Raw genomic sequence first — 21360 nt, 5'->3', positions numbered from 1 at the left:
GCTCAGACCCTCCAGTAACGGCAGTCGGAGGGCGCGCGCAGCAGTGCCTCGCGCTCCTCGTCGAGGTGCATCAGCGACATCGACATGCCGCCCATCTCCATCGAGGTCGCGAAATGCCCGATCATCGGCAGCGCCACCGTGATGCCGGCCTCCTCCAGCCGCGCGGCGGCGCGGCGGTAGAGGATCAGCAGTTCCTCGAGCGGCGTTGCGCCCAGCGAATTCAGCATCAGGCAGACCCGACCGGACCGCTGCGCCACCGGATCCGCGAGCAGCCGCTCGACCATCTCGTCGGCCAGCGCATCGGCGCCTCGCAGGTCGTCTCGCCAGAGGCCGGGCTCGCCGTGGATGCCCATGCCCAGCTCGACCTTGCCGGCCTCGAGCGTGAAGGATGGCCCCGGCGCACCTGGCAGCGTGCAGGACGAGGTGGCGATGCCCACGGTCCGCAGGTTCGCGCCCGCCTCGCGCGTGATGCGGGCCACCGTGTCCAGGTCGTCACCCCGGTCGGCCGCAGCACCGGCAATCTTGTAGAGCAGCACGAGCCCCGCAACTCCGCGGCGCTTGTCCGCCTCTTCGGCGCCGCCGCTGGCGATGTCGTCGGTCCCGAGGACCGTCTCGCAGCGGATGTCGTCGAGCTCGACCATCTCCGAGGCCATGTCGAAATTCATCTTGTCGCCGCCGTAGTTGCCGTAGAGCAGCAGCGCGCCCTGCCCCCGGTCGGCGGCGCGGATCGCGCTCTCGCAGGCGGCGACCGAGGGGCCGGCAAAGACGTCGCCCACGGCGCAGGCGTCGATAAAGCCCGGCGCGGTGTAGCCGACGAATAGCGGGAAATGCCCCGAGCCGCCCCCGGAGACGATGGCGACGCCCTTGCGCGCGCCCTCGGCTAGGGTCACCGCGCGCCCCTCGCGGGCGAGACGGGCATCGGTCAGGATCAGACCGTCCAGCACCTCGTCCACGTAGGCGTCGGCGTCATTCATCAGCTTGGGCATCGCGTCCTCCCTTACGCGGTGGTCGTCATCGGTCGCGGGCGCCCCCTCCTCCGGGGCGCCCGCTCCGTCGGATCAGGCGAGCTCTGCCACCTTCTTCTCGTACTTCAGCACCTCGGGCAGTGCCGCGCGGATGCGCTCGGCCTGGGCCGCGTTGGTGGCCGGCATCGGCGCACGCGGCAGACCGGTCGAGACGCCCTGCTCGGACAGGGCGAACTTGACGTTCGCGGGCAGGTTGTCGTCCGAGATGGTGTTCCAGAAGCGCAGCAGCGCCTCGTGGATCTCCTTGGCCAGCGTGTGGTTGCCGGCCTGCACGGCGTCCCAGAGCGCGACGCAGACGCCCGGCACGGCGGCCGGGTTCGCCGCGATGGTCCCGTGCGAGCCCATGGCGAAGGACGGATAGAGCAGCGCGTCCACGGCCGAGAAGATCAGCGCGTCGTCGGGCGCCGTGATCATCAGGTCGGCGAAGAGCTTGAGATCGCCCGCGCTCTGCTTGACGCCCTTCACGTTCGGGATCTCGTTCATGATCTTCACGAGAAGCTGGGGCGACAGGTAGTTCCAGGGCACCACGTTGTAGATCAGGATCGGCAGATCCGTGGTCTCGCTCAGGACCTTGAAGTGGTTGTAGGTCGCCGTTTCGTCGGGGCGGAATACGTAGTGCACCGGGGTGATCTGCAGCGCGTCGATGGCGTATTTCGTCATCAGCTTCGCCTTGTGCGCGGCGTCGCGGGTCGAGTTGGTGATGATGCCCGCGATCACCGGCACGCGGCCCTGCGCTTCCTCGGCGCAGATCTCGGCCACGCGCTCGAGCTCGTCGGAGGTCAGCGTGTGCCCCTCGCCGGTGCTGCCGCCGAAGCAGATGCCATGCACCCCGCGGGAGATGACGAACTGCACGTTCTCGCGCAGTGCCGCCTCGTCGATATCGCCCGCGCTGTCGAAGGGCGTCACGATCGGCGGGATGATGCCGTAGATCTTCTTGCTCATGGGTAGGTCCTCCATTCCCGTATCTCGGAACAGACGCTAGATCGCAGCGTGAGAATTCGTCAAAAGAAATTTTCAAACCAGTCCCGCAATGTGGAATGGTCCATCACTTTCTGCATGCGCAACACTGATAATTAACGAAATTATTTCCAGTATTCTGCAACGCAGAAACACTGAATTCCACGAAGTGGATAATATCTATCCCACATTCCGGAACCACGCGGCTATTGAGCTACCCTGCTTCCTCGACTAACATCCCGCAATGCGGAACAAGGAGGGCGCGCCGTGGAAACCAAGAACGTGAAGTCTCTGGGCAAGATGGTCGGCGTGCTCGACTGTTTCTCGACAACCGAGCGATCGCTCAGCGTCTCCGAGATCGCCGAGCGCACGGGGCTGCCCCGCTCGACCGCCCACCGCTCGATCCTGGCACTCAAGGAAGTCGGCTTTCTCGAGCAGGAACGCTCGCGCGACCAGTACCGGCTGGGCATGCGGCTGTTCCAGCTGGGCGCGACCGTGCTGAACAACCTCGACCTGCAGCGCAAGGCGCGTCCCTTCTGCGAGACGCTGAACAGCCTCACCTCGGAAAGCGTGCATCTCTGCGTCTTCGACGGCGAGCGCATGGTCTTCGTCGAACGCGCCACCGGCGGGCCGACCGGCGATCAGAACGACACCATCGTGATGGAAATCTCGCCCTGCTACTGCACCGGCGTCGGCAAGGCGACGCTCGCCTTCCAGCCGCAACCCATCATCGACCGCGTGATCGCCGCAGGGCAGGACAGGTTCACCGCGCACACCCTCGTCGAGCCCGAGGCCCTGCGCCGCGAACTCGAGGAGATCCGCGCATGCGGCTACGCGCTCGACCGCGAAGAGCACAAGCTGAACGTCCGCTGCGTGGCCGCGCCGATCAGGAATTCCGCCGGCCGGGTCATCGCTTCGGTCTCCTCCAGCGGCCCGGCCAAGCGCATGTCCGAGGAACGCCAGCACGAACTGGCGCCCTATGTCGTCAGCCATGCCGAGGCGATCTCGAAACAGCTCGGCTGGGTGCCCCCGGAACAGGCCTAGCGCCAGGGCACGGGGCGGCACCGCCGCCCCGCGACCGCGGGCCTCAGATGAGGAAATCGTCGGCCGTCAGGTCCATGATCCCCCGCAGTTCGATCTCGAAGTCCGCCACCGCGTCGCCATCGAAGTCGGCCTGCACGATGGTGTTGCCCCCCTCGTGGCGATAGCCCAGCTGACCGGCCGCGCTGAACGCCGCGTCTCCAATGAACACGAAGGCCTGCTTGAATCCCTGCGTGGTATCGGCGTCGAAGCGCGACAGCTCGATCCGATCCTCGCCGGCAACGAAATCGGTGATGACGTCGCGGTTTCCGTCGCCCGGTCGCGACTCCTCGGGCTGGAAGTAGATGTAGCGGTCGCGTCGGCCCGCATCGCCTCCCCCGGTCATCACGTCACGCCCGAGGTTGCCGTAGAGCGCATCCGCCCCGGTGCCGCCGAACAGCCGGTCGTCGCCGGCCCGGCCATAGAGCCGGTCCGACACCGCGCCGCCCGCCAGCCGGTTGTCCTCCGCATCCCCGCGCAGGTTGTCGGCATAGTCACCACCCACCACGTTCTCGATGCTGACGTAGGTGTCGCCCTGGACGAAGCCCGCATCGAAGAACTTCAGGAAGCCTGCCCCGGTCAGGTCGAGCTGCAGGTCGACCAGGACCCGTCCGGAAGCCGACGCGTAGTTCGCGGTGTCGGTGCCCAGCCCGCCGTCGAGGACGTTGGCCCCTGTCCCGCCGATCAGCACGTCGTTGCCCGTACCGCCGAACAGGACGTCGAACCCCGGCCCGCCATCCAGCGTGTCGTTGCCCGCCATCCCGTCCAGCGTGTCGTTGCCCCCGAGCCCCAGGATCACGTCGCGCCCGGAGGTGCCGTCGAGCGGATCGTCGCCGGCGCCGCCCTCGATCGTCGTGGGCGCCGCGTCGTTGTCGAGGATCGTCGCCGACCCGACGTTGTCGACATAGGCCCCCGGCAGCAGGGCGGCAGTGGCCGGGTTCGGCGTCACCGAGAGACTGAAGGTCTCGACCGCCTCGAGATCGCCGTCATCGAGCAGCGGCACCCGCACGTAAGCCACCGTCTGGCCCGGGGCGAAGGAGATCGTGCCGGTGTAGGCCGTGTAGTCCGACCCCGCCTCGGCGCTCACGTCGAAGGTGCGCGCGTTGAAGACCAGCGGCACCTCGGCCGGGCGCGAGACGCGGATCTCGAACTCCGCGTAGGGCGCGATGCTGTCTCCCTCGCGCACGGTCGGGTCGCTGACGAAAAGCGCCCGCCCGTCCCCGAGGATCACCGCCGTGCCGCGCAGCGCATCCACGCCGCCGGCAAGCACGGCGTTCTCGGGATCGGTCACCTCGAGGATGTAATGCTCGTCGATCTCGGCACCGCCCTCGGAGTTGTGCTCGATGGCGAAGGTCTGCGTGGTCTCCCCGGCGGGGATGGTCACGGTGATCGTCCGCTGCACCGCCGAGTAGAAGTTGAAGTCCACGTCCGACGCCGGGTCCGCGGTGCCCGCGACGACCTGCACCGTGGCGGTGACATCGCGGCTCGAGGCCTCCGAGAGGCGCAGCGTGTGCAGCTGCCCCGCGCCGCTTTCCGGCCCGTCCGTGGTCTCGAGCGTCAGCACCGGCGTGCCGGCTCCGTCGTCGTCGCGCAGCAGCGCCGTGCCGACGCTGTCCTCGGTCCCGTTGTAGATGGCCGCCTCGGTGGCGGTATCGGCCGGCACGACCGAGAGCATGAAGGTCTCGGAACTCTCGGGCCGGGTGTCGCCGTTGATCGGCACGCGGACATGGGCCACGGTCTGCCCCGGCACGAAGGTCAGCGTCCCGCTGCGCGCCACATAGTCCTCGCCCGCGCGGGCCGAGCCGTCGATCGTGTCGTAGCTGAAGGTCAGCGTCTCGACGCTCGTGCGCGAGATCCGCACCTCGAACTCGGCGAAACGTCCGCCGCCGTCCCCTTCGAGGATCGTCGGATCGCTCACGAAGAGCCCCCGCTCGGTATCGAGGATCACCGCCGTGCCGCGCAGCACGTCGGTGCCCCCGGCCAGCGTGGCGTTGACCGGGTCCGTGACCTCGAGGACGTAGTTCTCGTCGACCTCGCCGGCCTCGTTCGTGTTGTGCTCGATCGAGAAGGTCTGGGTCGTCTCGCCGGCGGGAACGGTGACGGTGATGACCTGGGACACCGCGCTGTAGAAATTGAAGTCCATGTCGGACTGCGGCAGCGCCGTGCCGCCGATCACCTGGACCGTGACGGTCACGTCGCGGGCCGCGGGCGCCGAGAGCCGGATCGCGTGGACCTGCCCGCCTCCGCTTTCTGGCCCGTTCGTGGTCTCGAGCGTGACGACCGGCAGATCGCCGCCGTCGTCGTCGCGCAGAAGCGCGGTTCCGACGTTGTCCTGCGCCTCGTTCAGGATGGCCCCTCGGGTCGTCGCATCCGCCGGTGTCACCGCCAGCATGAAGGTCTCGGAGGACTCGCTGGCCGTGTCGCCCAGGATGGGCACGCGCACATAGGCCACGGTCTGACCCGCCACGAAGGTCAGCGTGCCGCTTTCCGCGGTGTAGTCGCTGCCGGCGGTGGCCGAGCCGTCGCGCGTCTCGTAGGAGAAGGTCAGATCCTCCAGCGCGGCGCGCGACAGCTGCACCTCGAACTCGGCGAAGCGTCCGGCGCCGTCGCCCTCGAGGATCGTCGGATCGCTCACGAAAAGCCCGCGTCCGTCGTCGAGAATGATGCCCGTCGCCGCGCAGCACGTCGACCCCGCCGGTCAGGGTCGCATTGACCGGATCGGTCAGCTCGAGAACGTAGTTCTCGTCAAGCTCGCCGGCTTCGTTCGAATTGTGTTCGATATAGAACGTGTGCGAGGTCTCGCCCGTCGGGATGGTGACAGTCGTGATCTGCTGGACGGCCGAGTAGAAGTTGAAATCCATGTCGGACTGCGGGAACGCCGTACCGGCCAGCACCTGCACGGTCACGGTGACGTCACGCGGCGCCGCCTCCGACAGGCGCAGCGTGATCGGCTGGCCGGAGCCGGATTCCCCTCCCACGATGCGTTCCGAAAGATCGAAATAAAGGTCAGGCATCAATCCACCCTCTTGATGAAAACCGGGTTGAAATACCGCTTACGCGGGCCCCCAATTGATACCATTCCATTCGGCGAAGTATGGTCGGCAAAAAGGCGTAGGCGCCACACAATCCGGATGAGCGGCATACAACCTGCGGGGCCGGCAGGCGGTCATCCCGGCGCAACCCGGACCCTCGCCGCACCGCCCCCGCCTCTCTGGCCAAGCCGGTCATTTGTCCCGCAGCCTGATCCCGGGAGTGTGCCAAATTCGAGGGGGAGATCGTATTTCGGCATGGAGAACAATGTCGTGCGCGAGGCGCGGCGGCGTCTCGGGCTGATCAGGGTTGAGCCCGCGCGGTCCGCCGGCGCCGCCATCTGTCACAAACAGTTCACGCAGGCTTTGCACCACTGCCACAGCCCTCGGCGATTCATCCGAATGAATTTCCCATGGAGGCTGTCATGAAATTCGAATCCCTGATCCTTGGCCTTGGACTGGCCACCGCGTCGGCGCTGGGCGCCGCCGCCGAGACCTGGAACCTCGCCGTGACCGACGTCGAGGGCATGGAGCGCCTGCAGACCGAGTGGGGCCCCTTCAAGGAGGCGCTCGAGTCCGCCACCGGCGAGACCTTCGAGTTCTTCCCGGTGAACTCGCGCACCGCCGCCGCCGAGGCCCTGCGCGGCGAGACCGTCGACTTCGTCGTCTCGGGCCCCGCCGAATACGTCGTCATCAACAAGCTGACCGAAGCAAGGCCCCTGATCGGCCTCGGCCGCCCCGACTATCACTGCGCGATCATCGTGCGCTCCGACAGCGGCATCAACGTGCCCGCCGACCTGAAGGGCAAGAAGGTGGCCTTCGGCGACATCGGCTCGACCTCGAACATGCTCTGCCCGATGCAGGTGCTGGCCGACCACGGCATCGACCCGGTCAACGACATCGAAAAGACCCACACCTCGCGCAACATCGCCCACGAGGCGCTCAAGGCGGGCGACGTCGACGCCATCGGCTCCAACGCCGGCAGCTGGCTGAACGTGCGCAACGCCGAGACCGACCTGCCCTACGGCTTCTTCAAGATGATCGCGCGCTCGGGCGACCTGCCCAACGACATGATCATGGTCGGCGCCCACGTGCCCGAAGAGGCCGCCACGATGGTGCGCGACGCGATCCTCGAGAACAAGCAGGAGATCATCGCCGGCATCACGGCCCACGCCGAGAACGACAAGTACGTCGGCATGGACCTCGTCGCGATCGAGGACGATGCCTACGACTACGTCCGCGCCATGTATGCCAACGCCGGCTACCCCCAGTTCGACCGGTTCATCGGTGACTGATCTGGCGCTGAAAGACCCGGCCGCGCGCCATGCGCGGCCGGAGCCGCCCGGCGCGCCTCGCGTCACGATCTCGCCCGTCGACATCGAGGCACGCGGCGTGGCCAAGCGCTTCGGCGACACGCCCATCTTCGCGGATGTGGGCTTTCGCCTCGCGCGTGGCGAGGCCGTCGCGCTCGTGGGCGCCAACGGCGCGGGCAAGTCGACGTTGCTGCGCTGCCTCATGGGCCTCATTCCCGTGAGCGAGGGCACCGTCACCCTGCTGGGCGAGGATGCGACCGCCGCCCGCGCCGCCCGGCTGCGCGCATTGCGCGCCCGCACCGGGCTGGTTTCGCAGAAACACAACCTCGTGCCGCGCCTCTCGGTGCTGTCGAACGTCCTGCACGGGCTGCTCGGCCGCCACCCCGGCGTGGCGCACTGGAGCCACGCGCTGGCGCCGCGCGCCTCGCGCGAGGCGGCGATGGCGGCGCTCGACAAGGTGGGCCTCGCCGAGTTCGCCCTGCGCCGCGCCGACCGCCTCTCGGGCGGCCAGTCGCAGCGCGTGGCCATCGCCCGCGCCATCGTCGGCGCGCCCGAGATCCTCTTTGCCGACGAACCCTGCGCCTCGCTCGACCCGGCGGCGGGCGAGGACGTGATGCAGCTCTTCTTCCGCCTTGCGCGGGACGAGGGCGTGACTGTCGTCTTCACCTCGCACAACACCGACCACGCGCTGCGCTACGGCGACCGCGTGCTGGGCCTGGCGGGCGGCCGCATGAAGCTCGACGCGACGGCGGCCTCGCTTTCGACCAGCGACCTGCGAGGGCTTTATGACTGACCTCTCCCCCGCCCGTTACGAACGTCCCTCGGCGCTGGCCTTCCTGGGCTACGCGCTGGGGCTGTCGCTTGTCCTGTGGTGCCTCGCCGGCGCCGGCTTCTCGCTGGAGAAGGTGGCGACCGCGCCGCCGCGCTTCGCCGACTTCGCCTCGCGCGCCTTTCCGCCGAACCTCGCGCCCGACGTGCTCGCGCGGCTGGGCTGGAAGATGGTCGAGACCCTGCAGATCGCCGTCGCGGGCGCCGTGATCGGCGTGATCCTGTCGCTGCCAGTGGCGTTGCTCGCCGCCCGCGGCCTCATCGCCGGCCCCGCGGTCAACCAGGCGGTGCGCGTCGCGCTCGGCTTCGTCCGCGCGGTGCCCGACATCGCCTGGGCGCTGGTCTTCGTCGTCGCCGTCGGGCTCGGCCCCTTCGCAGGCATGCTCGCCATCGTGGTCGACACCATCGGCTTCTGCGGTCGTTTCTTCGCGGACGACATGGAGGCCACCGACAAGGGCCCGGCCGAGAGCCTCACCGCGACCGGCGCGCGGCGCATCGACGTGGTGGCCTGCGCCACCATCCCCGGCGCCATGCCAGCCTTCATCTCGACCGGCCTCTACGCGCTGGAAAAGGCCGTGCGCTCATCGACCATCCTCGGGCTCGTCGGCGCCGGCGGCATCGGGATCGAACTCAAGGTCGGCTTCGACCTGTTCGATTACCCCACCGCCATGACCGTCATCCTGATGATCGCCGTGGTGGTCATCGCCATCGAACAACTCAGCGGGCGCGCCCGCACGCAGATCATCGGAGACCAACGTTGAAGACCGATACCGCAGACCAGCACTGGAACGACGAATGGGCCGGCCTCGAGGCCGGCAGCAAGTGGCTGAGCCCCGAGGCCGATGTCCTCGACTGGGCGGAGACGCTGGCGCCCGGCGCGCGCATCCTCGATCTTGGCGCCGGTGTGGGGCGGCACGCGCTCTGGCTCGCGCGGCAGGGCTTCGAGGTCGTGGCGCTCGACGCCGCGCCCGACGGGCTGGCCGAGATCGACCGCGCCGGCGGGGTCGAGACCGTGACCGCCCGCATGGACGCCCTGCCCTTCGAGGACCAGCGCTTCGACCACGTGCTGAGCTGGAACGTGATCTACCACGGCGACGAGGACGTGCTGCTGCGCACCATCGCCGAGATCCGCCGCGTGCTGGCGCCCGGCGGCACCTACCTCGGCACCATGCTGTCGAAACGCCGCCTGCCGCACGAACAGGCGAAATACCCGGGCCGCGAGATCGGCCGCAACGCCTGGGTCTTCGAGGCGCCCGGGACCGACAAGATCCACCCGCACTACTTCTGCTCGGCCGCCGAGCTGCTGGCGCTCTTCCAGGGCTTCGAGGTGCTGCGCCTCGAGGATCGCGAACACGACAAGCCGGGCTCGTGGCACTGGCACCTGACGATGGAGCGCCTCTGATGACCGTCACCTTCCAGGGCGCCCGCGTCTACCTGCCCGGCGAGATCGCCGAGACCAACGTGACCGTCGCAGGCGGCCGCATCGCCGAGATCGGCGGCCCGGCGCAGGGCGAGGTGATCGACGCGCGCGGCCGCATCCTCGCGCCCGCGCTGATCGACCTGCACGGCGATGCCTTCGAGCGCCAGCTCATGCCCCGCCCCGGCGTCTTCTTTCCGCAGGAGGCGGCGGTGATCGACACCGACCGCCAGCTTGCCGCCAACGGCATCGCCACCGCCTATCACGCGATCACGCTGGGCTGGGAGCCGGGCCTGCGCGACGTGGCACGCGGGCGCCAGCTCATGCAGGTCATGCGCGATCTCGCGCCGCGCCTCACGGTCGAGAACCGCGTGCAGCTGCGGTGGGAGACCTTCGCCTTCGAGGCGCTCGAGACCATCGAGTGGGCGCTCGCGGGGCCGCTCATGCCCGCCATTGCCTTCAACGACCACACCTCGATGACGATGCGCGCCTATGACGTGCCGATCCAGGACCGCGCCTTCGAGCTTTCGCCGGACTTCTCCATCGCCTCGCTCGACGACGACCGCATGAAGAAACGCACTGCCTCCAAGGCGCATCGCGCCGGGCTGGACGAGGACGCCTACATCCGCCTTCTGGGCGAGGTCTGGGATCGCCGCGCCGAGGTGCCCGCGACCATCGCCAAGGTCGCCGGGATGGGCCGCCGCGCGGGCGCGCCCATGCTCAGCCACGACGACACCCGGGCCGAAACGCGTGCCTTCTTCCGCGATCTCGGCGCGGGCGTGGCCGAGTTCCCGATGGTGCTGGAGGCGGCCGAGGCCGCGCGGGCGCACGGCGATCCCATCGTCTTCGGCGCGCCCAACGCCGCGCGCGGGGGCAGCCACATCGGCTCGCTCGGTGCCGGCGACATGGTCGAGGCCGGGCTCTGCGACGCGCTTGCCTCGGATTACTTCTACCCGGCCATGCTGGCCGCCGTGGCGCGCCTCGATGCCGAGCGCCGCGCCGACCGGCTGACGCTCTGGTCGCTGGTCTCGAGCGGGCCGGCGCGGGCGATGAAGCTCACCGACCGGGGCGAGATCGCCGTCGGCCGCCGCGCCGACCTCGTGCTGATCGATTGGCCCGAGGGCCACGCGCCGGCCATCGAGGGCACCTGGGTCGCCGGCCGCGCGGCCTATCGCGGACATCCCGCGCGTGATGCGGCGCCCGCCCCCGCCCCCCGTCACGAGGAGAGCCTGGCATGACCCCGCTGAAGATCGGCGCCTGCCTGAAGACCGACGAGATCGCGACCCTGCGGGACTGGCTCTTCGAGGCGGAGCGCGACATCGAGATACAGGACTTCATGTCCCACGCCGCCGTCACGCACGACCGCGAGGAGCGCATCGAAGCGGCCCGCGCCGCGCTTGACGGGCATACCGGGCGGCGGGGCATCCACGGGCCCTTCGAGGGGCTCGACCTGGACAACAAGGACCCCGAGCTGCGCCCGCTCATCACCGCGCGCCTGCTGGCGGCGCTCGAGGCCGCCGACCGTATCGGCGCGCGGCAGATGGTGCTCCACTCGCCCTACGACGCCTGGTACCAGAACAACGTCTTCAGCTTTCCCGGCTACCCCGAGAAGAAGCTCGCCCGCGTACACGAGGTGCTGGGCCCCGTGGTCCGCGCCGCCGAGGAGGCGGGCATCACGCTGGTGATCGAGAACATCCAGGACGTGCGCCCCGAGACCCGGCGCGAGATGGTCGAGAGCTTCGGCTCGCAGTCCATCGCGCTCTCGATCGACACCGGCCACGCGCAGCTGGCGCGCCGCATGTCGGGCGCCCCGCCGGTGGCGGACTTCGTCGCCGACGCGGGCGCGCGGCTCGCGCATGTGCACCTGCAGGACGTCGACGGCCACGCCGACCGGCACTGGGCGCCCGGCGAGGGCGAGATCGAGTGGACCGCCGTCTTCCGTGCGCTGTCCGAATGCGAGGGCGCGCCGCACCTGGTGCTTGAGCTGCGCGACAAGAGGCATATCCTGCCCGCGTTCGCGTACCTTCAGGCGCGCGGGCTCGTGACCTGACGCCACCGGAAAGGCCCCCCATGCAGACCATCACCGACATCGCCGCCCTCGAAGACCTGTACGGTTCGGTGGTGCCAGCTGCACGGTCCAAGGTCGTGCAGCACGTCACGCCCTGCTACCGCGACTGGATCGGCGCCGCGCGCTTCGTCGTGCTCTCGACCGTGGGCCCCGAGGGGACGGATGCCAGCCCGCGCGGGGATGTCGAACCGGTGGTCCACATCTCCGACGATCGCACGCTGCTGCTGCCGGACTGGCGCGGGAACAACCGGCTCGACTCGCTGCGCAACATCGTGACCGACGGCCGCGTGAGCCTGATGTTCATGGTGCCGGGCTCCAAGAATGTCGTGCGGGTCAACGGCACCGCCGTCGTCACCGCCGACCCCGAGGTCTGCGGCTCGTTCGAGCGGCGGGGCAAGGCGCCGGCCACGGTCATCGTCGTGACGGTGCAGGAACTCTACTACCAGTGCGCCAAGGCGATCATGCGCTCCGAGCTCTGGTCGGGCGCGGACCTCAGCAGCGAGGTGCCCACCGCCGGCGCCTTCCAGCGCGAGATCGACGCCGGCTTCGACGCCGAGACCTATGACGCGGGCTATCCCGCCTACGCCCGCGAACGGATGTGGTGACGCGTCCCCGCGGGGACAGCGTTTCGCGCGGCTTCAGAAGGCGGCGACGGCGGCGGCCACGAGGAAGGGCACCGGCAGGCTGACCAGCACGCGGGTCAGCGTCGCCTGCCGGCCCATGAAGGACAGCTCGTAGGCGAAGATCTTGGTCGTCGAGAAGAGCGACCACGAGGTGACATAGGCCACCGCCGCCACGGGCGCCGCCCCCGCGCGCAGCGCCGCCGCGGCGATGGCGAAGCTGACGAAGGCGCCACCGGGGGTCAACGGCCCCAGCGCGATGGCCAGCAGCACGGCCCCTGCCCCCGCATCGTCGCCCAGCAGGCGGCGCACCTCGTCACCCGGCAGAAGCTCGGCGAAGAAGCCCGCGCCGAGCAGCGCCACCAGCACGCGCGGCGCGGTGAAGGCCAGCGTGTCGAGCGAGGCGCGCCCGGCGGCCCGGCGCCACTCGGCGTTGGGCAGCGACCACCAGAGCCAGAGTGCCCCGGCCCCGATCAGCACGGTTCCGATCAGGATGTTCATGCCATGCGCCGCTTCATCATGGCTCGCGCCGTGAGGCCCAGCAGCAGCGGGGCCGGCAGGCTGAGCAGGTAGCGCGTCCAGACCAGGTCGGCCGGGAGGAAGGAGAACTCCCAGATCAGCGTCCGGTTGAGACCCAGCAGGCTCCAGCCCGAGATGAAGGCCACCACGGCGCCCATATCGGCGCCAGCGGTCCCGAGCCCCGCCGCGAGCGGAAAGGTCATCATCGGCCCGCCCGGCAGCGCCGCGCCGCAGGCCGTGGCGACGGCAAGCCCGCGCCAGCCGCTCTCGCGCCCGACGAGACGACCGACCTTCTCGCGCGGCAGGCACATCGGCAGGGTCGCGGCGATGAAGATGCCGGCCGCGATCTTGGGCGAGAGCACGGCGACGAAGCCCAGCGTCTCGGCCGCGATGTCGGCCACGCGGCCCCCGCCCCGGGTCAGGAATACGGCGATCCCGCCCGCCAGGGTGAATCCCAGCAGGACGAGGAAACCGCCGTCGAGGATCTTTCGGGGCCGTCGCGCCGGGGGCGCCTCAGCCTCGGTATTTTTCAATGAAGGCATCGATGTCGAGCGCCCGGATGTCTGGCAGAGCCGCCTTGTAGGTTTCGCGCGGCCAGTCCCAGACAGCAATTTCCTGCAGGGCCTCGGCCTGGGCCTCGGAGAAACGGCGCCTGATGGGACGGGCCGGCACGCCGCCGACCACCGTATAGGGCGCGACGTCGCGTGTCACCACCGCGCCCGCGCCGACCACGGCGCCGGTGCCGATGGTGACGCCGGCGGTCACCGTGACCCCGTGCCCGATCCAGACGTCGTGGCCGATGGTCACCCAGTCGGCCTTGCGCCACTCGAAGAAATCCCGGTCGTCCTCGCCCAGCCCGTAGGCCTCGGCGCGATAGACCGAGTGATGCTGCACCGCGCGCCAGGTCGGGTGGTTGCCCGGGTTGATGCGGGTCGCGTTGGCGATGGAGCAGAACTTGCCGATGGTCGTCCAGACGACGTGGCAGTGCTGCGTGATGTAGGAATAATCCCCCATCGCCGAGGCGCGCATCATCGTGCCCTTGCCGACCTCGGTCCAGGCGCCCAGTTCGCAGTCCTCGACCCGTGCCTCGGGGTGGATCGTCGGGGTCTCGGAGAGCTGCTGTTTCGATCCGGCGCCGCTCATTTCGCCAGCTCCTGCTTGCCGATGAGCCGCGCGCGGACGATGCCCGAGAGCCAGTCGATGACGTAGACCATCGCGATGATGAGGAAGATGATCGACCAGGCCTCGTCCCACTTGTAGGCGGCGATGCGATCCGAGAGCAGGAAGCCGATGCCGCCCGCGCCGACGATCCCGAGGATGGTGCCCGAGCGGACGTTGGATTCGAAGTTGTAGAGCAGGATAGACAGGATCACCGGGTTGACCTGCGGCGCGACCCCGAAGCGGATCTGCTGCAGCCGCGAGCCGCCCGCCGCGCGCACGCCCTCGACCTGCCTGGTCGAGGTGTTCTCGATGGCCTCGGAAAAGAGCTTGGCGAAGGTGCCGATCTCGCTCACCGCGATGGCGAGGATGCCGGGCAGCGGGCCCAGCCCGAAGGCGCGGATGAAGATCAGCGCGAGGATCAGCGTCTCGAAGGCGCGGATCACGTCGTAGCCGCGGCGCACGCCGAGGCGCAGAACGTTCAGCCGGTTGATGTTCTTGGCGCCGAGGAACGACAGCGGAAAGGCCACGACGGCCCCCAGCAGCGTGCCGAGGAAGGCGATGGCCAGCGTCTCGCCCAGCCCTTCGAGGATCGGCGCGAAGGCCTCCCAGGTGGTCCAGACGTGCGGCGGGAACATGAAACTTGCCACGGTGCCGAGGCGGCCCAGCCCGGTCCAGATGCGCGCGGGCGTCACGTCGAAGTCGTAGAGGCACCAGAGGATGAGCCCGATCAGCAGCGCCCAGGTGGCGGCGCGTTGCAGGCGCTGCGACAGCGGCGCGCGGAAGGCCAGCGGCACGCGGGCGCGCGCTTCGGCGACCTGTTGCGGCGAGAGGGTCATGTGCGGGTCTCCATGCCGATGACGCGGTGGCGCAGCTTTTCCGATCCGTAGTCGATGACCATGACGGTCACGAAGATGATGATGAAGAGCGCCGAAAGGTCGGTGTATTCCTGGAAGCTCATGGCGGTGCGGAACTCCTGCCCCAGCCCGCCGGCGCCGACGTAGCCGATGATCGAGGAGGCGCGCACGTTGATCTCGAAGCGCAGCAGCGTGTAGCTGATGATGTTGGGCAGCACCTGCGGCACGGCGCCGTAGCGGATCTGGTCGAACCAGGTGCCGCCGGCGGCCTTGACGCCCTCGAGGGGGCGCATGTCGATGTTCTCGTTGACCTCGGAGTAGAGCTTGCCCAGCGCGCCGGTGGCGTGCATGCCGATGGCCAGCACCCCGGCGAGCGGGCCGACCGAGAAGCAGAAGACGAAGATCAGCGCCCAGACCAGTTCCGGCACGGTGCGCGCGATCTCGAGGTAGCGACGGGTGATCCAGCGGATCCATTCGTTCGGCGCGAGGTTGCGCGCGGCGGGGAACGACAGCAGGAAGCCGCCGATGACGCCCAGCACGGTCGCGCAGTAGGCGATCAGGATGGTCTCGAAAAGCAGCTCGAGCCAGATCCTCCAGCGCCAGAACCAGTTGCCGAGGTCGGCGCCCAGCGTGTCCCAGCTCAGCGCGGGCAGCGTCTGCTCGATGTATTCGCCCAGCCGCGGCAGGCCGGCCGGGATGATCCAGCGCCACTCGCGCCCGCCGTCGGGCATGGTGACCTGGGTGATCTTGAAGAAGTCGCCGATCCAGGAGGTCAGCGCGAAGATCACGAGAAAGACCGCCGAGCCGATCAGCCAGCCAAGGCGGGCGCGGCGTCGTCGGTCGGCGAAGTCGGCCTCGAAGCGGTCGATCCGGTCGCCGGATCCCGCGGCGGCATCGCCCGCGAAATGATCGGTCGCTGTCATCGTGATGGTCCCGTGCGTGGATGGCGGGCGTCATCGCCCGCCATGATCGTGTCGAAGGTCGGGGCTCAGGAGCCCGAGCGGCGCTGGTTCTTGATCCAGTCGCGCATGTCGACGATCCACTGGTAGCGCTCGTGGTCGACGCGGGTGAAGCCGGCGTCGGGGTTCGGGTTGTCGGCCGACCACGACGAGTAGAGCTTGTAGCCCTCGGGGTCCGCCTCGGGGAAGGACTCGATGGCGGCGGTCACGTCCTCGATCAGCTGCTCGGGCAGGTTCGTGCGGAAGGTCCAGGGGCCGGAGGTGATCTCGGGGCTTTCCCAGATCTTGCAGACCACGCCTTCCTCGATCATCCCCTTGCGCTCCATGCGCTGGTAGATGCCATCGGCGTCGTTGTCCTGGTAGGTCGAGGCGGTGTCGAAGGTGCCGTTGACCACGCCCGAGACGCCGGCCTCGTGGCTGCCCGAGAAGGTCACGGTGCTGAAATGCTCTTCCGGCGTGAAGCCTTCGCGGTTGACCATGTTGAAATAGGGCACGGCATAGCCCGAGGTGCTGTCCGGGTCGGCGAAGGCGTGGACCTTGCCCTTGGCGTCGGCGAGGCTCTCGATTCCGCTGTCGCAGCGGGTCACGACGACCGAGTAGTAGCCGGTGTTGCCGTTCTGGGCCTTGGTCGTCAGCGTGGGCACGACGCCGCCGTCGGTGGCGGTATAGACGGCCGCGTAGGAGGAGGAGCCGAAGCGCGCGACCTCGATCTGGTTGGCGGCGATGGCCTGGATCACGCCATCGTAGTTGCCGGCGGTGAAGATCTCGACCTCGACGCCGAGTTCCTTCTCGAGGTAGGCGCGCAGCGGCTCGTTGCGCATCAGGCGGTCCTTCTCGTTCTCGCCCGAGAGGATGCCGAACTTGAGCACCTGGTAGTCGTCCTTCCAGCCCTCGGCGAGCGCCGGAGCGGCGAGCAGGGCGGCGAGTGCGGTGGCGGTGATGAAACGCATGTGGAGGTCTCCCGTGTTGTGCGTTTGCGGTGTCGGTCGGATCAGGCCGGGATGGCCACGCGGCCGGTGGCCCGGGCCGCGGTCGAGGTGACGGCCTCGTCGAACTCGGCCAGCCCCTCGAGCCCGTAGATGTCGCGGACGACGTCGTCGGTGAGCTGGGCGGCGGTGCCGTCGAACATCACGCGGCCGGCGCGCATGGCGACGATGCGGTCGCAGTAGGCGCGCGCGGTATCCAGCGTGTGCAGGTTCACGAGCACGGTCAGCCCGTCCTCGCGGTTGATGTGGCGCAGCCCGTCCATGACGCGGGTGGCGTTGGCCGGGTCGAGGCTGGCGATCGGCTCGTCGGCCAGCATGATCTTGGGGTTCTGGACCAGCGCCCGCGCGATGGCGACGCGCTGCTGCTGCCCGCCCGAGAGCGTGCCCGCCCGCTGCAGCGCCTGCGGCACGAGGTCGAGCCGGTCGAGCGCGCGGATCGCCATGGCGCGTTCCTCGTCGCTGAAGCGCATGGCCATGGAGCCGAGGAAGCCGTGCTCGGACAGGCGGCCCACCAGCACGTTGGTGAGCACGTCGAGCCGGTCCACGAGGTTGAACTGCTGGAAGATCATCGCGCAGTCGCGCCGCCAGGCGCGCAGGGCGCGGCCGCGCAGGGCCGTCACCTCGACCCCGTCGAACGAAATCGACCCCGAACTGGGGTCGACGAGGCGATTGACGAGGCGCAGCAGCGTCGACTTGCCGGCGCCGGAGCGGCCGATCACGCCGACGAACTGACCCGGCGCGATGGAAAGCGACGCGCGGTCGACGGCGGTCGTGTCACCGAAGTGGCGGGTGACGTCGGTGAGGGTGAGGTTCCCTGTCATGTCTCGGCTCCCGGCGATTCATCCGAATGAATGTTCTTCGCCTGTCCTAGCCGGGCTCGATGACAGCGCGCTGACCGCTGCGTGACACTTCCTTGACGTCGCTCAGGCGACGGTGCGCAGCCCCTCGGCCACGCGCGGCAGGGTGCCGCTGGAATGGACGACCTCGCCCGCGCGGAGTGTCAGAACCACGCGGTCGGCGCTGTCCGCGACCACCAGGTCGGCCAGCTTGCCCGCCCCGATCTCGCCCCGGTCGCGCAGGCCGAGCGCCCGCGCCGGGTTCGCCGTCGCCAGCCGTGCCGCCCCTGCGAGGCCCTGCGGATCGGCCCCCGCCAGCGCCCGGATCGCGGGCAGGATGGCGGCCGGGTGATAGTCGGCGGCAAGGATCGACAGCAGCCCGCGGGCATGGGCCTCGCGCGCCGAGAGGTTGCCGGAATAGCTCTGCCCGCGCATGGCGTTGGGCGCACCCATCGCGGTCATGAGACCCTTCGCGACGGCGGTCTCGGCGGCCTCCATGGTGACGGGAAACTCGGCGATCACCGCGCCGAGGTCGGCCATGAGGCGCGCCTTGTCGCGGGTATCGTCGTCGTGGCTGGCCAGTGCGACGCCGTGGTCGCGGCACATGCGGGCGACCTGCTGCATGTTGTTGAGCAGCACCTCCTGCGGACGGGCGCGGGTGGCGATGGCCGTGCTGACCATCTGCCGCGCCTCGGTCTCCGAGATGCCGTGGTGCGCGGCCTTGTTGCGGATGTGGACCTCGAGGTTGCGATACTGCCCCTGTCCCGGCGTGTGATCCATCAACGAGACGAGATCGACGCGGCCCTCGTCCAGAAGGTCGCGCAGCACGCCCACGGCGTTGTCGAAGGTGATGTCGAAGCGCGCGTGGATTCGGTGATCGACCCGCGCCGTGTCGCGCGCCTCCGAGAGTTCGCGGATCACGCGGCTGGTGTGCTCGAAGGAGCGCCGCTCGCCCTCGCGCACCCCGCGCGAGAAGGAGACCGAGGCATAGGCCGTGGTCACCCCGGCCGAGGCGAGGCGCGCGTCGAGCGCGCCCAATGCCACGGACATCGGGAAATCGACGCGGGCACGCGGTTCGAGCTCCTGCTCGATCATGTCACCGTGCATGTCGATGAAGCCGGGGAAAAGCGTGTGTCCCGCGCAGGGCACGCCGCCCGGCACGGGACGCTCGGCGATCTCGGCGATGCGGGCGCCCTCGATCCGCAGGGACCCGTGTTCGATCACCCGGTCGGGCAGGACAAGCGTTGCATCAGACAACCACATCGTCTCGGTCCTCTCGTGTCGCGGCATCCGGGGTCAGGTCGATTTCGCGGTCGATCAGCGTGGCCACATCGCCGGGGTGGTGGAAGACGCCGATCATCGCCGTGCCGCCTGCCTTGAGCTCGGCCAGCCGGTCGATCAGCGCCGCGCGCGCCGAGACATCGAGCGAGGCGGTGGGCTCGTCCAGCAGCAGCAGGCGCTGCGGCAGGATCAGCGCACGGGCGAGGTTCACCTTCTGCTGCTCGCCGCCCGAGAAGGTCGTGGGATAGGCCGCCCAGAGCTCGGGCTTGACGCCGAAGGCCTGCAGCCAGTGCCGCGCCTGCTCGAGCGCCGCCTCGGCGGGCGCGCCGGACCGGCGCAGCGGCTCGGCCACCAGCGCCTCGGCGCTGACGCGGGGACGCGCGGTGAGGAACTGGGTGACGAAGCCGATCTCGGTGCGGCGAAGGTAGGTCACGTCGACATCCGCCGCGCGGGCGAGGTCGATGACGCCCTCGGGGCCATGGAACAGGATCTCGCCCGAGGCCGCGAGGTAGCTGCGGTAGAGCGTGCGCAGCAGCGTCGACTTGCCGGCGCCGTTGCGGCCCTTGAGCAGCAGGAACTCGCCGGCGTCCAAGGTGAAGGAAATGTCGGAGAAGGCCGCCATCCGCGTGTCGAGATGGTGCATGGTGAAGCCCTTCGAGAGGGCACGAACGTCGAGGATCCGGGTCATAGTTTCGCGTGCACCAGTTGTTGCGTGTAGGCGTGCTGCGGGTCCTGGAAGACCTGGTCGGCCAGGCCCTGCTCCACTACCTCGCCGCGCCGCATCACCATGACGCGGTCCGAGAGCGTGCGGATCACGCCGAGGTCGTGGCTGACGATCACCATGGTGATGCGCCGCTCCTGCTGCAGCCGCTTGAGCGTGTCGAGCACCAGCGCCTGCACGCTGACGTCGAGCCCGGTGGTGGGCTCGTCGAGCAGCAGCAGCGCGGGCTCCAGCGCGATGGCCTTGGCCAGTTGCACGCGCTGCTGCATCCCGCCCGACAGTTCGGCCGGCGGCGCGTCCATGCGCTCGGTCGGGAACTCCGAGGCTTCGAGCGCGCGCTGCGCCTTGTCGCGGAGCACCGCGAAGCGGCGTTCGCCCGCGACCAGCAGACGCTCGGCGACGTTGCCCGAGGAGGAATGCGACATCAGCAGCCCGAGGTGCGGGTTCTGGTAGACGATGCCGATGCGCGTGGCGCAGAGCATCCGCCGGGCGTAGCGGTCGAGATCGAAGAGGTTGCCCTGCACGTCCGGCAGGTCGAGCGTGTAGCTGCCGGTATCGGGCGTCTCCTCGAGGTTGAGCGCGCGCAGGAAGGTCGACTTGCCCGAGCCGCTTTCGCCGACGATGCCCAGGACCTCGCCGGGGTAGACCGTGGCCGAGACGCCGCGCAGCGCCTGCACGGGGCCGTAGGCCTTGGAGACGTCGCGCGCGGTCAGCAGCGGGCGGGTGGTGACCAGCGTTGGTTCGTCCATGGTCAGGCTCATGAGGTCATCTCCCCGTTCTCGTACCAGGTGGCGCCGATGGCGACCGCCTCGCCCTCGCGGCGGCGGATCGTCTTGACGCCCAGATCGCTGTCCGAGACCTCGTGGATGGACGAGCCGTCGTCCTGCGGGATCTCGTTCATGAAGTAGCCGCGCGCGCCGGAACGCTGGCAGGTGAGGCCGCCGTGGTCCTCGACGCGGTAGGGCACGTCGTCGAAGACCAGCGGCTCGACGCGGGTGAAGGGCGGCACGACGTGCAGGCGCTTCTCGCGGCCGGCCGAGAGGATGGTCAGGTGCCTCGCCATGTGCAGCTTGGGCACGTCCCAGCGCGGGATCGGCGAGGGCGTCATCACGAAGCGGCCGTTCACCAGCGAGGGGTAGCTCGCTCCCTGCATCACCCGGCCCGAGCGCACGATCTGCTCGTAGAGCTGCAGCCACATGCGGCCGTAGTCGGCATCGGCGTGCATCTGGCGCGCGATGGACATGTTCGGCTGCACAGGGCGCAGCGGCTCGGGGTTGGGCACCTGCAGGACCAGCACCTGGTCCTCGCGCAGCACTTCCTCGGGCACGCGGTGGCGCGACTGGATGAGGTCGGCCTCGAGCGCGTCGTTGGTGGTGGGCGCGCCCGAGACACGGGCGAGAAACTTGCGGATCGAGGCGGCATTCACGCTGTCGTCGGCGCCCTGGTCAATGACCTTGATCCGGGTCCGCGGGTTGATGAGCGTGCAGGAGATCTGCAGCCCGCCGGTGCCCCAGCCGCGCGCCATGGGCACCTCGCGGCTGGCATAGGGGACCTGGCAGCCCGGCACGGCGATGGCCTTGAGCATCTTGCGCCGGATCTCGCGCTTGGCCGAGGCGTCGAGGAAGCCGTAGCTCATCGGCTCCCAGGCGCGGGTGAGGGATTGGAGTGTCATCGGGGTCCTCCGTGGCGGGAGAGTGTCGGACGGG

At 69.3% G+C, this 21360-nt stretch carries 22 protein-coding genes; 8 read left to right on the top strand and 14 right to left on the bottom strand.

Annotated elements, in window-relative coordinates; all coding sequences use genetic code 11:
- Positions 1 to 2: 2 nt before the first annotated feature.
- Both SALMUC_RS03985 and SALMUC_RS03980 read right to left on the bottom strand, forming a co-directional pair.
- Complete coding sequence (locus tag SALMUC_RS03985; RefSeq protein ID WP_020039847.1) at positions 3 to 986, bottom strand: dihydroxyacetone kinase subunit DhaK; 984 nt, start codon at positions 984 to 986, stop codon at positions 3 to 5.
- Positions 987 to 1058: 72 nt separating this feature from the next.
- On the bottom strand, positions 1059 to 1967 hold the full coding sequence (locus SALMUC_RS03980) for a dihydrodipicolinate synthase family protein (protein WP_020039846.1): 909 nt from the start codon (positions 1965 to 1967) through the stop codon (positions 1059 to 1061).
- 282 nt (positions 1968 to 2249) lie between these two features.
- On the opposite strand from SALMUC_RS03980, the gene SALMUC_RS03975 reads away from it, so the two are divergent.
- Complete coding sequence (locus SALMUC_RS03975; RefSeq protein ID WP_020039845.1) at positions 2250 to 3026, top strand: IclR family transcriptional regulator; 777 nt, start codon at positions 2250 to 2252, stop codon at positions 3024 to 3026.
- Positions 3027 to 3069: 43 nt separating this feature from the next.
- Here SALMUC_RS03975 and SALMUC_RS03970 read toward each other — a convergent pair whose 3' ends face one another.
- Positions 3070 to 5697, bottom strand: a complete 2628-nt coding sequence (locus tag SALMUC_RS03970) for a Calx-beta domain-containing protein (RefSeq protein ID WP_021119804.1) — start codon at positions 5695 to 5697, stop codon at positions 3070 to 3072.
- Positions 5698 to 6516: 819 nt separating this feature from the next.
- On the opposite strand from SALMUC_RS03970, the gene SALMUC_RS03965 reads away from it, so the two are divergent.
- The 7 genes from SALMUC_RS03965 to SALMUC_RS03935 are packed head-to-tail and all read left to right on the top strand — an operon-like array spanning position 6517 to position 12322.
- Entirely contained in the window at positions 6517 to 7386 is an 870-nt protein-coding gene (locus SALMUC_RS03965) for a PhnD/SsuA/transferrin family substrate-binding protein (protein ID WP_051155875.1), read from the top strand.
- The gene (locus SALMUC_RS03960) at positions 7379 to 8197 is read left to right on the top strand and encodes a phosphonate ABC transporter ATP-binding protein (protein WP_020039842.1); all 819 of its coding nucleotides are present in this window, start codon (positions 7379 to 7381) and stop codon (positions 8195 to 8197) included. The genes SALMUC_RS03965 and SALMUC_RS03960 overlap by 8 nt, the downstream gene beginning before the upstream one ends.
- Entirely contained in the window at positions 8190 to 8993 is an 804-nt protein-coding gene (gene phnE, locus SALMUC_RS03955) for a phosphonate ABC transporter, permease protein PhnE (RefSeq protein ID WP_020039841.1), read from the top strand. Before SALMUC_RS03960 ends, phnE (SALMUC_RS03955) begins: the two co-directional genes overlap by 8 nt.
- Complete coding sequence (locus SALMUC_RS03950) at positions 8990 to 9634, top strand: class I SAM-dependent methyltransferase (RefSeq protein ID WP_020039840.1); 645 nt, start codon at positions 8990 to 8992, stop codon at positions 9632 to 9634. The genes phnE (SALMUC_RS03955) and SALMUC_RS03950 overlap by 4 nt, the downstream gene beginning before the upstream one ends.
- Positions 9634 to 10887 (top strand): alpha-D-ribose 1-methylphosphonate 5-triphosphate diphosphatase, encoded by a 1254-nt coding sequence (locus SALMUC_RS03945; RefSeq protein ID WP_020039839.1) that lies wholly within the window; start codon positions 9634 to 9636, stop codon positions 10885 to 10887. The genes SALMUC_RS03950 and SALMUC_RS03945 overlap by 1 nt, the downstream gene beginning before the upstream one ends.
- A complete protein-coding gene (locus SALMUC_RS03940; RefSeq protein ID WP_020039838.1) occupies positions 10884 to 11699 on the top strand; it encodes a sugar phosphate isomerase/epimerase family protein in 816 nt (271 codons plus the stop codon). The genes SALMUC_RS03945 and SALMUC_RS03940 overlap by 4 nt, the downstream gene beginning before the upstream one ends.
- 20 nt (positions 11700 to 11719) lie before the next feature.
- On the top strand, positions 11720 to 12322 hold the full coding sequence (locus SALMUC_RS03935) for a pyridoxamine 5'-phosphate oxidase family protein (protein WP_020039837.1): 603 nt from the start codon (positions 11720 to 11722) through the stop codon (positions 12320 to 12322).
- Positions 12323 to 12355: 33 nt separating this feature from the next.
- On the opposite strand, the gene SALMUC_RS03930 is transcribed toward SALMUC_RS03935, so the two are convergent.
- From SALMUC_RS03930 to SALMUC_RS03880, 11 genes are all read right to left on the bottom strand, one after another.
- Complete coding sequence (locus tag SALMUC_RS03930; RefSeq protein ID WP_020039836.1) at positions 12356 to 12838, bottom strand: hypothetical protein; 483 nt, start codon at positions 12836 to 12838, stop codon at positions 12356 to 12358.
- Complete coding sequence (locus tag SALMUC_RS03925) at positions 12835 to 13389, bottom strand: hypothetical protein (protein WP_020039835.1); 555 nt, start codon at positions 13387 to 13389, stop codon at positions 12835 to 12837. The genes SALMUC_RS03930 and SALMUC_RS03925 overlap by 4 nt, the downstream gene beginning before the upstream one ends.
- Positions 13370 to 13999 (bottom strand): DapH/DapD/GlmU-related protein, encoded by a 630-nt coding sequence (locus SALMUC_RS03920; protein ID WP_020039834.1) that lies wholly within the window; start codon positions 13997 to 13999, stop codon positions 13370 to 13372. The genes SALMUC_RS03925 and SALMUC_RS03920 overlap by 20 nt, the downstream gene beginning before the upstream one ends.
- Positions 13996 to 14853 carry a phosphonate ABC transporter, permease protein PhnE gene (gene phnE / locus SALMUC_RS03915; protein ID WP_020039833.1) on the bottom strand — a complete coding sequence of 286 codons (858 nt, stop codon included), beginning with the start codon at positions 14851 to 14853 and terminating at the stop codon, positions 13996 to 13998. Before phnE (SALMUC_RS03915) ends, SALMUC_RS03920 begins: the two co-directional genes overlap by 4 nt.
- Entirely contained in the window at positions 14850 to 15794 is a 945-nt protein-coding gene (phnE, locus tag SALMUC_RS03910; protein ID WP_020039832.1) for a phosphonate ABC transporter, permease protein PhnE, read from the bottom strand. Before phnE (SALMUC_RS03910) ends, phnE (SALMUC_RS03915) begins: the two co-directional genes overlap by 4 nt.
- Positions 15795 to 15859: 65 nt before the next feature.
- Positions 15860 to 16780, bottom strand: coding sequence for a phosphate/phosphite/phosphonate ABC transporter substrate-binding protein (gene phnD, locus SALMUC_RS03905; protein WP_020039831.1), 921 nt, complete (start codon positions 16778 to 16780; stop codon positions 15860 to 15862).
- A 41-nt stretch (positions 16781 to 16821) separates the two neighbouring features.
- Positions 16822 to 17637, bottom strand: coding sequence for a phosphonate ABC transporter ATP-binding protein (gene phnC, locus SALMUC_RS03900; protein ID WP_020039830.1), 816 nt, complete (start codon positions 17635 to 17637; stop codon positions 16822 to 16824).
- 102 nt (positions 17638 to 17739) lie between these two features.
- Complete coding sequence (locus SALMUC_RS03895) at positions 17740 to 18915, bottom strand: alpha-D-ribose 1-methylphosphonate 5-triphosphate diphosphatase (protein WP_020039829.1); 1176 nt, start codon at positions 18913 to 18915, stop codon at positions 17740 to 17742.
- Entirely contained in the window at positions 18902 to 19621 is a 720-nt protein-coding gene (locus SALMUC_RS03890) for a phosphonate C-P lyase system protein PhnL (RefSeq protein ID WP_020039828.1), read from the bottom strand. The genes SALMUC_RS03895 and SALMUC_RS03890 overlap by 14 nt, the downstream gene beginning before the upstream one ends.
- Positions 19618 to 20415, bottom strand: a complete 798-nt coding sequence (locus tag SALMUC_RS03885; RefSeq protein ID WP_020039827.1) for an ATP-binding cassette domain-containing protein — start codon at positions 20413 to 20415, stop codon at positions 19618 to 19620. Before SALMUC_RS03885 ends, SALMUC_RS03890 begins: the two co-directional genes overlap by 4 nt.
- A complete protein-coding gene (locus SALMUC_RS03880) occupies positions 20412 to 21326 on the bottom strand; it encodes an alpha-D-ribose 1-methylphosphonate 5-phosphate C-P-lyase PhnJ (RefSeq protein WP_020039826.1) in 915 nt (304 codons plus the stop codon). The genes SALMUC_RS03885 and SALMUC_RS03880 overlap by 4 nt, the downstream gene beginning before the upstream one ends.
- Positions 21327 to 21360: the final 34 nt, after the last annotated feature.

Source organism: Salipiger mucosus DSM 16094 (genome assembly GCF_000442255.1).
GTDB lineage: Bacteria > Pseudomonadota > Alphaproteobacteria > Rhodobacterales > Rhodobacteraceae > Salipiger > Salipiger mucosus.
This window is presented reverse-complemented; position numbering and strand designations above follow the sequence as displayed.

What these genes read in the sequence shown, in the direction of transcription:
- SALMUC_RS03880 (WP_020039826.1), bottom strand. Translation starts at nt 21,326, where the DNA reads ATGACACTCCAATCCCTCACCCGCGCCTGGGAGCCGATGAGCTACGGC.
- SALMUC_RS03930 (WP_020039836.1), bottom strand. Translation starts at nt 12,838, where the DNA reads ATGAACATCCTGATCGGAACCGTGCTGATCGGGGCCGGGGCACTCTGG.
- phnE (WP_020039841.1), top strand. Translation starts at nt 8,190, where the DNA reads ATGACTGACCTCTCCCCCGCCCGTTACGAACGTCCCTCGGCGCTGGCC.
- SALMUC_RS03940 (WP_020039838.1), top strand. Translation starts at nt 10,884, where the DNA reads ATGACCCCGCTGAAGATCGGCGCCTGCCTGAAGACCGACGAGATCGCG.
- SALMUC_RS03985 (WP_020039847.1), bottom strand. Translation starts at nt 986, where the DNA reads ATGCCCAAGCTGATGAATGACGCCGACGCCTACGTGGACGAGGTGCTG.
- SALMUC_RS03965 (WP_051155875.1), top strand. Translation starts at nt 6,517, where the DNA reads ATGAAATTCGAATCCCTGATCCTTGGCCTTGGACTGGCCACCGCGTCG.
- phnE (WP_020039832.1), bottom strand. Translation starts at nt 15,794, where the DNA reads ATGACAGCGACCGATCATTTCGCGGGCGATGCCGCCGCGGGATCCGGC.
- SALMUC_RS03890 (WP_020039828.1), bottom strand. Translation starts at nt 19,621, where the DNA reads ATGACCCGGATCCTCGACGTTCGTGCCCTCTCGAAGGGCTTCACCATG.
- SALMUC_RS03945 (WP_020039839.1), top strand. Translation starts at nt 9,634, where the DNA reads ATGACCGTCACCTTCCAGGGCGCCCGCGTCTACCTGCCCGGCGAGATC.
- SALMUC_RS03935 (WP_020039837.1), top strand. Translation starts at nt 11,720, where the DNA reads ATGCAGACCATCACCGACATCGCCGCCCTCGAAGACCTGTACGGTTCG.
- phnC (WP_020039830.1), bottom strand. Translation starts at nt 17,637, where the DNA reads ATGACAGGGAACCTCACCCTCACCGACGTCACCCGCCACTTCGGTGAC.
- SALMUC_RS03920 (WP_020039834.1), bottom strand. Translation starts at nt 13,999, where the DNA reads ATGAGCGGCGCCGGATCGAAACAGCAGCTCTCCGAGACCCCGACGATC.
- phnE (WP_020039833.1), bottom strand. Translation starts at nt 14,853, where the DNA reads ATGACCCTCTCGCCGCAACAGGTCGCCGAAGCGCGCGCCCGCGTGCCG.
- SALMUC_RS03885 (WP_020039827.1), bottom strand. Translation starts at nt 20,415, where the DNA reads ATGAGCCTGACCATGGACGAACCAACGCTGGTCACCACCCGCCCGCTG.
- phnD (WP_020039831.1), bottom strand. Translation starts at nt 16,780, where the DNA reads ATGCGTTTCATCACCGCCACCGCACTCGCCGCCCTGCTCGCCGCTCCG.
- SALMUC_RS03895 (WP_020039829.1), bottom strand. Translation starts at nt 18,915, where the DNA reads ATGTGGTTGTCTGATGCAACGCTTGTCCTGCCCGACCGGGTGATCGAA.
- SALMUC_RS03980 (WP_020039846.1), bottom strand. Translation starts at nt 1,967, where the DNA reads ATGAGCAAGAAGATCTACGGCATCATCCCGCCGATCGTGACGCCCTTC.